6 protein-coding genes and 2 pseudogenes are annotated in these 13,310 nt (G+C 50.0%); 6 read left to right on the top strand and 2 right to left on the bottom strand.

Annotated features, from left to right (window positions below; all coding sequences use genetic code 11):
* The first annotated feature begins 26 nt into the window (after positions 1 to 26).
* The gene (locus ACSYTG_RS13435; protein ID WP_165926410.1) at positions 27 to 686 is read left to right on the top strand and encodes a helix-turn-helix transcriptional regulator; all 660 of its coding nucleotides are present in this window, start codon (positions 27 to 29) and stop codon (positions 684 to 686) included.
* Here the strand turns inward: ACSYTG_RS13435 and ACSYTG_RS13430 are convergent.
* Positions 667 to 1,314, bottom strand: a complete 648-nt coding sequence (locus tag ACSYTG_RS13430; protein ID WP_489784243.1) for a hypothetical protein — start codon at positions 1,312 to 1,314, stop codon at positions 667 to 669. The two genes, ACSYTG_RS13435 and ACSYTG_RS13430, sit on opposite strands and share 20 nt — an antisense overlap.
* Before the next feature lie 330 nt (positions 1,315 to 1,644).
* Here ACSYTG_RS13430 and ACSYTG_RS13425 point away from each other — a divergent pair, with 330 nt between their 5' ends.
* The 4 genes from ACSYTG_RS13425 to ACSYTG_RS13410 all read left to right on the top strand — a co-directional run bounded on the left by ACSYTG_RS13425 (position 1,645) and on the right by ACSYTG_RS13410 (position 12,379).
* Positions 1,645 to 2,232 carry an invasion associated locus B family protein gene (locus ACSYTG_RS13425; RefSeq protein WP_491706471.1) on the top strand — a complete coding sequence of 196 codons (588 nt, stop codon included), beginning with the start codon at positions 1,645 to 1,647 and terminating at the stop codon, positions 2,230 to 2,232.
* A 157-nt stretch (positions 2,233 to 2,389) separates the two neighbouring features.
* The gene (locus ACSYTG_RS13420) at positions 2,390 to 3,997 is read left to right on the top strand and encodes a ShlB/FhaC/HecB family hemolysin secretion/activation protein (RefSeq protein ID WP_491706470.1); all 1,608 of its coding nucleotides are present in this window, start codon (positions 2,390 to 2,392) and stop codon (positions 3,995 to 3,997) included.
* Positions 3,997 to 11,766, top strand: coding sequence for a two-partner secretion domain-containing protein (locus tag ACSYTG_RS13415; protein ID WP_491706469.1), 7,770 nt, complete (start codon positions 3,997 to 3,999; stop codon positions 11,764 to 11,766). The genes ACSYTG_RS13420 and ACSYTG_RS13415 overlap by 1 nt, the downstream gene beginning before the upstream one ends.
* Positions 11,735 to 12,379 carry a hypothetical protein gene (locus ACSYTG_RS13410; protein WP_415420794.1) on the top strand — a complete coding sequence of 215 codons (645 nt, stop codon included), beginning with the start codon at positions 11,735 to 11,737 and terminating at the stop codon, positions 12,377 to 12,379. The genes ACSYTG_RS13415 and ACSYTG_RS13410 overlap by 32 nt, the downstream gene beginning before the upstream one ends.
* A gap of 185 nt (positions 12,380 to 12,564) precedes the next feature.
* Here the strand turns inward: ACSYTG_RS13410 and ACSYTG_RS13405 are convergent.
* A pseudogene (locus tag ACSYTG_RS13405) lies at positions 12,565 to 13,053 on the bottom strand (transposase); the annotation flags it as partial.
* A gap of 69 nt (positions 13,054 to 13,122) precedes the next feature.
* Between ACSYTG_RS13405 and ACSYTG_RS13400 the strand changes: the two are divergent.
* Positions 13,123 to 13,293 (top strand): annotated as a pseudogene (locus ACSYTG_RS13400) (transposase); the annotation flags it as partial.
* Between the last annotated feature and the right edge of the window lie 17 nt (positions 13,294 to 13,310).

Below are 13,310 nucleotides of genomic sequence, written 5' to 3'. Positions count from 1 at the left end.
TTCAGTCATGCGAAAGCATCTCGACAATGCAGGAGTTGGCATTCGAGATCAGGGATAATAGTGGCGCGGCCCATCTTACCTACCACTTTCTATCCAACCCTTGGGTTAGAGAGGGAGGAGAATTGGGGGTCACGACATACCCGCTGTCATGGCAAATCTTATATACTGAAAAAAATCTTGTTCATTCAGATCCGGTAGTCCGTACTGCACTAACCAGCGCACTTCCTTTTTTGTGGTCAGAAATAAAGATACTTTCTCAGAAAGAGAAACGGGTCATGCAGCTTTTTTCTGAACAGAATATGGGCAAGGATGGAATGTCCATTCCGTTAAGAGGGTTACGTGGTGAAGTGGGTCTTCTGACTATAACAAGTCGCAATATCCATGATTTCGGGCAAGATCGGCGAAGGGTTTATGCGGCAACATTCTCTCAGATTGGTGCATACATGCATGAATGGTTTGCTAATTATGGAGGGCGTCGAGAGGCTCTGGCGCCTCCTCGGTTATCCATTCGCGAACGAGAATGTCTTGCTTACCATGGCGAGGGTTTGATGACGCAGGAAGTGTCTTACAGACTGAATATCTCTGAAGCGACTGTAAGACTTTATCTTGCGACGGCTCGGCATAAACTTTGTGCACAAACGACCTGTGGGGCTGTGGCAAAAGCAATTAAATTCGGGTTGATATAAGTTTAGCCCGTTTATAAATTTCATCAAACGCAGAAGATATGCCAGAAAAAACATTGATAGATTTAATACAGTTATAAATAAACAGCTGGTTTATAACGTTTTTGCTTTCGCGCCCACCGAGACGCAGAACGCCAGATACGTCATATTCCGAACTGACAGACAGCATGCACACCCAACTTGTAATACAGTTGGATGCTAGATATTTCCCCACTTGAAAACCAAGTGATGTGTTTTCTGTATTATCATTATACGGGATAGGCTCGAGGTCGAAATTTGTTATTTTACTACGTCCCTCGTGCAATGCACTGGCATAAAGCAATTGTCCTGTACTAATTGTTCCAATCCCGAGGTCCGGACTTAATTGGATAATGTTGGCTGCCACTGCTCCAGCATCCGGTGGTGAAATTTTACTCACTTCGTGCAAAACAAAAGCTGCCAGCTTAAGTGCAAACTCAGTTCTACGATTACTTTCGTGGTATACCATATCTATAAAATGGCGCCGACCGATCATATCTGTATTTTTGAGTACAGATGCCAAAACATCAATCGATTCAATAATAAAAGGATGAATTATTTCTGTATAAACATCTTTTTCGACATCAATATAGGAATGTAGCAAGGCGCTCATCGATATTCTCTCTACAGAAATATCAAATAAACTTATAATTTTTATACTCTTATATCTTCCCCTCTAAAATGACCTATCAATATCGCTAGATCGGCAAAAGGTTGGAACTGATCTAGAAAGACATAATTTGTTTCCATGCTGTTCTCTCAGACTCTTGTTTCAAGCAGACATTGCTAGAACACATGAAGAATGTCTTAACGGGAGATGTCTGAATGTTCTTATCGCTGTGATTTTTTGGAAGAAAATTTTTCGGAGATAGATATTTAAGAATGTCTTCTACCATTAATATTTTCAATATTATAAATTTAGAATTATTTAAGGCGCGATAAAGTGAATAAAAAATTACTGCTTTCTTCTATTATCGTTTTTTCTGAAATTTCTTTTGTTGCACATGCAGATTCTTCTGTATCTAAAGCCCCAACGGTCTCCCCTACCATCCAGAGTAATTTCGGAGCATGGAAAGCAAGCTGCACTTATGCTCCGGCAACCCGGGCCGCGTCATTGTGTATTGCAGCCCAACAGCTGACGATGCAGCAGGATGGCAAGTCAGTCGCACTGGGTATGGTTATTGTCGCTCGAGCTGCATCAACCAAGGAACCAATTACGACACGTCCATATGAATTGAGTCTTATGGTTCCACTCGGGTTTGACCTGACCAAGCTTCCAACGCTCACGATGGATAATGGTAAGCCTTTGAATTTACCTTATCTGGTCTGCAATGCTTCAGGCTGTCTTGCGACCACGCAAACAACTCCGTCCACCATGGCTGGTCTGAAAACTGCCAAAACAGGTCATATTCGTGTCACTCGTGTTCCTTCACAAGGAGGGGGCACTGTAACAATAAATTATAGCATGAATCATTTTTCCGATGCTTTAGGTGCTCTCGAGACATGGGCTACGCAGAAAGCCCCTTCCTGAGTCGTCGCATAGTTCGGGCCGCAGCGTATGCGATGGCAGATTCTCGCTGGTTTAGTCATCATGACTATGCCAGATCTGGCAATGGGGCAGGTCTCGGGGTTGCCCGGTGGGATTATGCCGGCAGGGCCAGGATCCGCACAGGATCAGTATCAGCGCTTTGAACAGCATCAAGAACAACTGGACGCTTTACCGCCGCCATCGGGTGATATTGATCTTCATAAACCCGCATCTCCAGCGCAGGGCATCCAGGGGATGCGTGACAATTCATAGTATTACTGTGGAAGGAATTTCACGGCTTTCTCAAGCAGATATCGGGCATATGACTCAGCCTCATGTGGGTAGTTGCATGACTGTGCGAGATCTTAATAGCCTGATTGACGCACTGAACGCAGCCTATGTTCAGCAAGGATATATTACCTCCCGCGCTTATCTGCCAGAACAGAAGCTTTCCTCCGGACACCTCAGAATAGTCGTCATTGAGGGAAAACTGACAGAACTCAAGCTGGAAGGGCGCCCAACCCGGCTGGCAATTGCCATGGCCTTTCCTGCTCTACATGGGAAAATCCTCAATCTCCGTGACCTGGAGCAGGGGATAGAAGCTATGAACAGGCTGAGCCACTGGGGGGCCCGCATGCGTATTATCCCCGGCGGGAAAGCAGGCACCTCAACTGTTGTGATCAGCGCGCCAAAGCGCGGTGTGCTGCATGGCCAAGTCTGGTTTGACAATTATGGCCAGAAAATCACGGGACAGGAAACAGGGCATGCCATGCTGACGGCAGAGAACCCCTTGGGACTTCTGGATCTGTGGTCAGTTGAATATGATCACTCACTCGTGGGCCAGGCCGGGCAGCGGGGAACATCCTATCTCTCCGTTAATGGCTCAATCCCTTTTGGTTATTGGACTGTTTTCGGTTCATGGTGGCACTCAGAAGATGAATACCCCCTGCGCGGCCTGAGCGATCTCTATCATCTTTCTGGTGGTCGGCGAGACTGGCGTTTGGGAATTTCACGGGTGCTGCTGCGCAACAGCCTTGGCATTACGTCTTTCCAGGTCAGTTACGAACGAAAATCATTCGGTTCTGAAATCAATCATACCGTGATTGATACTGAAACCGCGCGGCAGTCCTTCGTTAACCTGCAAGTCAGTGAATCTCTCAAAGGATGGGGCGGGGTCTGGTACATCACAGGCGGTCTCAAGGTTGCCGTAGCCGGGGCCGGGACGTGGTCCAACATTGCTCATCCTGGCTTGCAGGAGCCCCATTCGTCTTATCTTAAGCCTTCACTGGATATAGATGGGTATAAACCTCTTATGCCCAACGTGTTATGGCATACATCGTTACATGCTGAATACAGCACCCGAGACCAGTTTCCGACCAACGAGTTACAGGTGGGCGGGCCTTATTCAGTTCGGGGTTTCCTGGAACAGGTCCTGCTGGGTAACGATGGCGGCTATATGCGCAATGATTTTTCATGGCAGCTTCCATCGTTGGACCAGAAATGTGGGAAGTTCGCTTTTCTCTGTCACCATGTCATCGAAGGCACGCAGCTTTATGCTGCTCTGGACGTCGGTGTCGTGCGGGCGGGGTTTACTTCTTCGTCCATGCCTCCGGCACTTAAAGGCGGAGAAATGGCAGGGGGAGGCCTCGGCCTCAGGAAGACCACTGGTCCATTTTTCTGGAACGTCTCCCTTACACATTCGATCTATACCGGCCCTCTCCCTTCTGAAGGTTTGGTTACGCTGTTTCAGGTGGGAGCGAAGATGTAATGAATACGGCCTATAGGCATACTGTTCTCGAAATGCTCCCCAACACAACATTGATGCAGCGTTGTCTGCGTGTTCTGGTCGCAACCTGCCTGCTTTTTACGTCAACCATTTCAGTCGCATCAGCTCAGCAGGCAGAACCGCAGATCGTAATTGATCCGCATGCAGCAGGACCTGAGCCGACGTTGGATAAAACCCAGAATGGGATCGATCAGGTCAACATCGCCACTCCGAATACTGCTGGTGTGTCGCATAATGACTTTCTGGAATACGGGGTACCTGAACGTGGTGTCATTCTGAATAATGCTACGTCAGCGACAGAGACGAAGATCGGTGGCGCAGTTTACGGCAATAGTAATCTTAATGGCCATTCGGCGAACCTCATTCTGAATGAGGTGACGGGTTCCCTTCCAACTCTGATGCTGGGTTATACGGAAGTAGCCGGGCATCAAGCCTCGGTCGTTGTTGCTAATCCAAACGGAATTACCTGTTCAGGCTGTGGTTTCATCAATACGGCACGTGTCACCCTTGCGACAGGCAAGCCGGAGATGGATGCGAGTGGTGCACTCAAGGATATAGCTGTTCGGGGAGGTAACATCACTTTTTCAGGGCCGGGTGGGGATTTCACCACGGTGCCAGTGCTGGATGTCCTTTCGCGATCCGTGACGCTGAAGGCACAGGTGAATGCTCAGACAGCCAATATTGTAGCTGGACGTAACCGGGTTGATTATGGCACCAACGTTGCCCACACACTAGCTTCCGATGGGACAGCTACTCCCGAATTTGCCATTGATACGGCCGCCTTGGGTGGACTCTATGCAAACCGTATCTACATGGTGGTTAACGAAGCTGGGGCAGGTGTAAGGGTCGACGGCGCCATGGCCGCCAATGCCGGAGACATGACCCTCACCGATACAGGTGATCTGGTACTGAATGGTAATCTGGCTGCCAGCGGTACTATTCAGGTTCAGGCCAGTGGTCAGATCACTAATGCCGGCAGCCTGCAGTCGGGTACCAGTCTGCAACTTGAGGCGGCCAATGCACTGGCTAATAGTGGCAGCATCAGTGCGGGCACAGCACTAACTGCACAAGCGGAAACAATCGGTAATAGTGGGACGATTTCAGCGGGAGGCGGTATGCTGTCTCTTGCAGCACAGGGCCTCCTGACCAATAGCGGTGGTATTGGCGCATCGAATGGTAGTCTGTCTGCCAGGGCAGCGTCTATCGCAAATACCGGAACAATCGCATCAAAGGCAGACCTGACACTGAACAGTGCCAGTTCTCTCTCAAATGTTGGCGGGAAGATATCGAATACGGCAGGTCTGGCTTCAATTGAAGCGGTTGGCGTGCTGGATAACACTGGGGGGACGGTCCTCAACCAATCTGGCAACATGATATTATCGGCGCAGGATGTCACCAATAATGAGGGTGTCATTCAGGCTGGTGGTAATCTGACGGCAGCATTGGGCAGCTACAGCTCTAATGCTCACTCTTTCTTCACAGCAGAACAGGCACTGGCTGTCACAGTGTCTGGCAATCTGGACAATGAAGGCACCCTTGGCGGAAGCACGGATGTCCTTGTAACAGCCGACAGCCTCACGAATGCGGCGTCTGGTCTTCTGCTTGCGACAGGTGGTTCTCTCAGTCTGAACGTGGGTGATCGTCAAAGACAGGCAGCAAATGACAGTGTTCTGTTTGATGGCGTATCCGGCAATACAGTTACCGGGACAGTAAGCAATACAGGTATGCTTTATAGTGCAGGTGGAATGAGCCTGACGAGTACGGGGGCCTTTTCCAACGATAACGGTACGATCAGGGCCGGAACCGATCTGAGGGTTTCCTCGACAGCGTTGAACAACACATACGGGAAGCTGCTGGCAGGACACGACCTCGGGATCAATAATAGCATTACCTCAGCACCGCTTTCTATTCTCGACAACAATAACGGCCTGATGCAGGCTGGGAATAACCTGGATGTTGAGACAACGAGCTTGACCAACACGGCGGGAACTCTTCTTGGCATTAATGGCGATGTGACTCTTGCTGCTGGAAGCACCGGCGCAATGATGACAGCGCTCGATAATACATCTGGAGGTATCATTCAGGCTGGTGGAACTGTTTCAGTAGCTGCTTCCACTATCAGCAATGACGCTGGCAGCGTTCTGGCGCTGAACGGCGATATTGCGCTGAACGCGGTGAGTGCGCCCTCTTCCGTACTGTCCTTCTCTAATGTGGGAGGAGCAGTAAAAGCGGCAGGAAACCTGATCCTGGTGACGGGGAACTGGCGTGATGATGCCAATGGCGTCATGAGTGCGGGGAAAAATCTTTCTGTACAGGCCTCTGAAGACCTGAGGACCGAGGGCGTTCTGGTAGGAGGGCAGGGCCTGTACCTTGATGCAACAGGTCTGACGAATGCTGCAAGCGGGCTGATCGCGACCGAGAATGGCACGCTGGACCTTGTCCTGAATGGAACAGGCACAGGAGAGGGGCTTTCCAACTCTGGCCGGATCGAAACGACGGGCACCGGAGCTCTCCTTAACGTCACGACACAGGGGAGCATTACTAATAGTGGAACACTTGTTTCCCAGGGTGATGTTGCGCTTACGGCGCAAGATCTCAGCAATAGTGGTCAGGTTGGCTCGTTAACCGGGCAGGCGAACCTGACAGCTGCGTCTCTCCTCAATACAGGCAGATTGGTAGCGGCCGAACAGGTCAATGCAACTCTGACTGGTTCTGCCGTGAACACGGGGCTGATTTACGGCACGCAGGGCATAAACCTGAAGAGTGGGGAGCAGATTGATAATACGAATGGTCGTATCGGGGCCAATGGCACCATCGCGGTATCAGGGGCCAGCCTGACCAACACGAGTGGGGACATTATTACCGGCGTCGGAGCTCTGCTGGTGTCAGCGGCAGGCGGCGTGAGTAATGAAGAAGGGGTTATTCAGGCAGCAGGTGATGTTACGCTGACTGCCGCCTCGCTTGATAATGAGAACGCAGGGAAAATCATCAGTAATGCCGGCACCCTGAATATCCAGAACATAGGTGGTCAGGCAATGACGCTGATCGCCAATAACAAGGGCGCACTGCAGGCAGAGAACAATATTGTTCTTGTGGCCAATAATCTGAATAACGGATCCGGTGCATTAATTAATGCAGTAAACGGGGGCCTGACTATTTCCGCAGGAGGCCCAACTGCAACTGCCAAAATCAATAATGCCAAAGGCACTTTGCAATCATTGAATGATCTGGGCCTGACGGTGGCAAGCCTGGACAATGACGGTGGCAGTATCATCGAACGCTCAGGAACGCGAAAGCTCTTACTGACAAATGGAGGTGGGAGTGCGGTTAATGATTTTAGCGATGCTGGTGGTATTTTGCAGGCTGCAGGTGACCTGAAAATTGATACCACTTCCCTTGATGGGGCATCCAGACTGGTTGCAGGACGCAATCTTGACGTCACTGTCAGCAGCGATCTGAGCAGTGATACTCTGTTCCAGTCTGGCGGTGATGCCCGTCTGACAGTAGCCGGGAATTATACAGCCGCTTCCGGTGGCGGGCTATCCGCTGGAGGTAATGCCAGCATTCTTGCCACGGCAGTGACAAATAATGGCGCATTGATGGCTAATGGTGGCGTTCTCGATGTGGCATCGGACAGTGCGATCTTTAACACAGGCCTGATTGATGGTGGGGCTGGTGTTACGCTGGAACTGCCTGGAACATTGACTAACCAGTTGGGAGCCATTCTTTCCCAGAATGGATCAATCGGGATCGGGGCAAACAATAATGGTCCAGCAACCGCCGTTATCAACCGCTCTGGTGAGATTGCTGCCGATAGTGCCGATGGTGATGTTCGGATTAATGCTGGTTCTGTCACCAATGATGTGTTGAGCGGGGTCTCTGTTGCCAACAACAAGGTTTTATGGAGTCAGAACTACGGCGGAAGCAGCAATGTCAATATCATCGTCCCTCAGGGACTGTTGAACACAACGACTGGACTACAGGGAACAGGCCAGCTTGTCGGTCATGCCAACGGCGGTACAGTCTATGTGGAAGAAGATGGGGGGCTCGCCACCCTCAATAATGCTGCTTCCCTGATTTCGGCTGGGCGGGACATTGATATCACGACCACAGGCGGAATTGTTAACGATGCCAGCCATATCTCTGCGGGGCGCGATATTAACCTGAGCGGCGGTAGCCTCAATAATGTTGGCTATGCAGTTCAGCATGTTTTTTATGTTACCTGCAGGAATTTCTGGGGGTGTTCCTGGAGTAGCCAGTCTGACCCAGCATTTACTGGTGGGACAACTGCTGCAAAACGGCACAAAAAGAAACTCGCTGGAATTACGATAGGTCATTATTGGACGGCGGCACCCCAACCAAAGGAACAATGGGGTTCGACAGAAACCTATTATGGCCCGACAGGGACTATTGTTGCCAAAGACAATATCGTTGGTGACTTCACAGGAGCGATCAATAACCAGACAAAAATCGTTAACGCCAGTCCGAGTGAATATACGACCTACACGGGTAAAGCCCCCGGCGGTCTTTCGCCGCTTGCCTCCACGTCAGGCGCAAACAGCGTTGCAACGAATACAACATTGGAAGGAGCGGGTAAGGAAGCTCTTGCAACGGCCACTGGCGTTCTGGCTTATCAGGGAGTAGAGACGGCTCAGGTGAAGGCATCCTCTTCCGTGCAGGAAGCGAGCATGACGCTGCCGGGTTTTGCTGGCAGTAGTGACCCGACCGTTCCCAATGTCATTGCATCAATTCCCGGTGGCAGTGCGCTATTTATTCCTGATCCCAATCCTGCCGCACATTATCTGATTGAGACCAACCCGAATTATGCGGCTCTCTCGGGGCTTTATGGTTCGCAGTATCTGCTGAACCGTCTGGGTAATAATACGGCAGATTATCAGTTTCTGGGTGATGCGAATTTTGATACCGAATTCATCCAGCAACAGATTGTCGCGGCTACGGGCCAAACTTTTCTGGGAAGCAGTTACGAGACAAGCAATCAGCAGATGGCTCTTCTGCTCGATAATGCAGCCTCAGAGTCCAACACGCTTGGTCTGACATTCGGAACGGCGCTGACAACTGCGCAGCAGGCGGCGCTAACGCAGAATATTGTCTGGTATGTGCCCGAGACTGTGAATGGGAAGACCGTTCTCACTCCCAGGCTCTATCTTGCCCCCGGGCAGGCAACACTTTCTGACGGAGCGGAAATTACTGCAGCCAATGTGACCCTAGCCGGTTCAGATGTTAATAATACAGGAACGTTGAGCGCGACTGCAGCACTTGTAGCGACCGCGAGCAGTGGCGATATCGTCAATGCAGGTGGGTCCATTTCCGGCGGGAGTGTGACGCTCGCTGCACTGAACGGCTCCGTGATCAATGAAGACCAGTTGAATACGTTCATGGTGAATGGTGGCGCAGCACAGTCCATTGGTGCGCAGGGCAACATTTCATCAGGTGGAAATGCGCAGATATCTGCGGCGCAGAGCATCACTTTTAATGGGGGTTCACTGAATGCTCTGGGTGATGCCTCTCTGGTGGCGGGGAAGGGAATTACGCTTGGCTCAGTTACGGCACAGGCGTCTGAAGATATCGAAGGGCATGACTACAGCCATCGGGCGAGCCAGACGGAGAACTTTGGCTCTTCCATCAGTACGGGGGGTGACCTGACGGCCGCAGCTCTTGGCGGGAATCTTACGTTGGCAGGCGCAGGTGTAACGGCTGGCAAGTCAGCAACCCTGATGGCAACGGGTAATGTGGACCTCAACACGGTCACTGACAGCCAGTCTTCCTATACTCGTACAGTTGAGCATGGCTTCTTGAATAAAACCACCAAGACACAGAGTGAGAGCTCGACCGATCAGATAGGGAATACCATCGTGGCAAATGATAATGTCACTATGGTTTCAGGCAAGGACATGTCGGTAGCAGGGACTATCGCAGGCGGTGGGAATGTCGCTCTGCAGGCTGGGGGCAAATTTACTGAAAATGCACTGCAAAGCACCGCGCAATCTTTTTACAAAAAAGAAAGTAAAGGATTTTATTTTGATACAGCGGGAGCCAAAGCTCATGTAGGCTATGGGAAATCCAAAGAAACTGTGAATGATAGCAGTATAACTTGGAAACCAAGTATGATTGCTACCACGGACGGGAATCTTTCTATTGCTGCAAATGATCAAGTGGCCATCAACGCCTCTGATGTTGCAGCCGCGAAAAACTTAGATGTAACAGGCTCGTCAGTAGCTTTTAACGCCCTTTCGGATGTTTCCACTTCAAAGCAGACAAGTGACTTCAAGTTTATTGGAGTACAGGTCGGGTTATCTGACACCTCTCTTGTTGGCCGGATTGCTAATCTGGCTCTGTCGGCAGCCCAGACCGCCAGTGATAAGGATATGGCCAGCCAGTCTCTTGGTGCTCTCTCAACTGCTGAGAGCGGGGTCAGCATAGGAAAAACCATTGCAACACTTGTGGATACCAGATTGGCACCGACATCCTCAGCGGTAACGAAAGCCAATATAGAACTGGTGGGTGTGCAGGCGGAAGTTGGCTTTGAACATAATCGCAAGACGTCCCAAACCACATCAATGATAACACAGGGGGCGACTGCAAATGCAGGAAACGGGCTGACTATTACAGCAACAGGCACCAACCCTGCACTTGAAAGTAATGCAGGGGACATTATCGCCACAGCGGCCCGATTGTCTGGTAAGACAGTTACGCTTGTGGCACCAGGCAATATTCAGCTTCAGTCGGGGCAAAACAGCACGCACACTGTCTCCAGTCAAACGACGTTGTCAGCCTTTATTGGTGCGACGGCTTCTCTCAATGCTGACTTGCAGTGGGGTGTTAGTGTTACGGGTCAACTCAATACCTCTCACTCGCATACGAATTCACAAAGCAGGACACAGGTGGATACAACCGTATCGGGCACACAGAATGTGACTATTGAGAACGGAACAGGCACCACCACACTGGATGGTGCGAAAATATCTGGTGGTTCTGTGGATGTTACGGCGGGAAATCTGAATATTACTTCGGCCCAGAATACGGCCAGCTATCTCAGCACGCAGGAGAGTGCGGGGGTCAGTTTCGCCGTTCCGGTTTATGGCACGGGCGGGGAGATGGGCTTTTCGGTGAATGCAGCATCGGGATTTTTGTATGACACTTATGCTTCGACGGAAGCAAGTGGCCTGTCAGGCCTGTATGCCGGCGGGAATGGACTTAATGTGACTGTTGCACACAATACGACGTTGAATGCTGGTGTGATGGAAAGTACGGCTGCATCGGGCAATACGGTAACTACAGGTAGCCTGACGGCTCATGGTAAACAGAACAAATCGGAATATGCCGGAGCATCGGCCAGTATTTCTTATGGAAATCTAAGCAGTGGAGGTAATACGGGTCCTATGGATCCTAATCTGAACACAAGAAGGAAGACTTTTGATGGAAATTTAAACGTAAATGGTGTGGCATCTGCCCTCATAGACCTGCAGACCTCAACAAGCCAATCTGCCATTAGCTCGAATATTACAGTTCATTCCGGGTCAACTTCAGGCACTCTGTTTCGTGATCCAGCGTCAGCAAATCATGCGCTAAATAATAATTTTGAAGAAGACGAGGCGGGGGAAATCCTTTCCCTAACAAATAGTTTTGAAAACTCCGCCAGAAATGCATACCATGAGCCACAAGGGATACAAAAAATGATAACCAATAAGAGTTTAACAGATGAAGAAAGAGCAAAAAATGACGCAAAATAAATGTGTCATAAGACTATTCTTTACCTTATCTCCTTTGTTGCTGCTGACTGGCTGCGTGCATCCAGCGCCCCCTAAAATACCATTCAATAGTGTTGAAGTCGCATGGGCCCAAAGACCGGGTCGTGCTACCATTAAAGGATGCGTCAGTGGTGGCGAATTTACAAAATATTATACTTACCAAGTACCTGATGGAAACTATGACTCTTACCCAATAGAAAGTTCTTTCAGAGAAACACCACAAAAAAATTTCACAATAGATATTCTTCCAGAAAGTGAGTATATGCGTATACTTGCAAATAAAATGGAAGTATATAGCCTTCGGCTCAGCGATTATAAGAACGTAAATGACCCTCGCTGGGTTGACCCAACGGTGTTATCTTTCATCCCTCATTTTACCTGTCCTATGGCTGGTCACAGCTTTTGTCCATCTATTGCTCACTTTGTTTTTTCTAATCTTCCAGCGGGAAACTGGTACATTGTGACTGCATATAATTCCACACCAGAAGCAAGAGGACATGCTGTAACTGTAAAAAAAATCACGACAGTAGAAGGTAAAGCAGTTCCTTATGTGTCATGGGTAGGAGCGCGTAGTATAAAAAAATGTGCGCCATAATATAGAATAAAAGGCAATAAATTAGCACTACAGTTGCATATTGTGTCGTGAGTGAGCACGGATAGCGCTGGCCTGATGTGTTCGTCGAAAGACGGACCATCTGAGGATGTGAGCGACGGGCAGTCTGCGTTGTGAGAGTTTTACGACAAGACGCCTGATTTCCTGAATGGAGCAACGGACGACGATTATCGTGTTCTGCGGTGTGTTTTTTTCGGTTTCAATGAGTTTGCCTGATACCGGACACTTGCCATGACGGCATAGGCTAGCATGACCAGAGAGACATGCCGATGCCAACCATGCCAGGAGCGGGTCTCGTTATGATCAAGACCAAATTCGTTTTTGGCCGTCTCGAAACATTCTTCGATCCTTCAGCGCGTCCCTTCAACGTTCACGAGTTCCTGCGTGGTTGTCCCTTTCGGGCTCCAGGTCGTAAAATAAGCAAGGTCCCCGTCAGCGATGTTTCGGCGGATCAACAGGCCTCGTGTCCATGGTCCGGCTATAGGGCAGTCAAATTCTTCAGCATCCAGATCAGCAAGCGGAAGATACGCCCAGTCATAAAGTCGCTCACCTTTTGTGCCGTGTCCCGCAGACAGACGGCGCCAGTCCTGCTCTGACAGATCCGAGGCAATATCTCTGGCTTCTCCTGCAATCAGCGGGTTTGTTGCCCATGACCCGGTAATCCCCCCATAAAAAGAGTGGCTTTTGGATGAGAATTTTCTCAGCGTAATGATGAGGAGATTCTGATGAAGAATGATCGTTTTACTGATGCCCAGATCATGGGTGTGATCCGCCAGGCTGAGGGCGGCGTCTCTGTTCCTGACCTGTGCCGGGAGCATGGGATCAGCAACGCGACGTTTTACCGGTGGCGCGCGAAATATGGTGGCATGGATGCCTCGATGATCAGTCAGATGGAGGGATCGAAGAACCCTTG

Source organism: Acetobacter sp. ESL1128, from assembly GCF_058505085.1.
Note: the sequence above shows the minus strand (reverse complement) of the source record. Positions and strands in the feature narration are given on the sequence as shown.

Bases quoted from the DNA above. Each gene is read 5' to 3' on its own strand.
- ACSYTG_RS13415 (WP_491706469.1), top strand. From the start codon at position 3,997: ATGAATACGGCCTATAGGCATACTGTTCTCGAAATGCTCCCCAACACA.
- ACSYTG_RS13410 (WP_415420794.1), top strand. From the start codon at position 11,735: ATGAAGAAAGAGCAAAAAATGACGCAAAATAAATGTGTCATAAGACTA.
- ACSYTG_RS13430 (WP_489784243.1), bottom strand. From the start codon at position 1,314: ATGAGCGCCTTGCTACATTCCTATATTGATGTCGAAAAAGATGTTTAT.
- ACSYTG_RS13435 (WP_165926410.1), top strand. From the start codon at position 27: ATGCAGGAGTTGGCATTCGAGATCAGGGATAATAGTGGCGCGGCCCAT.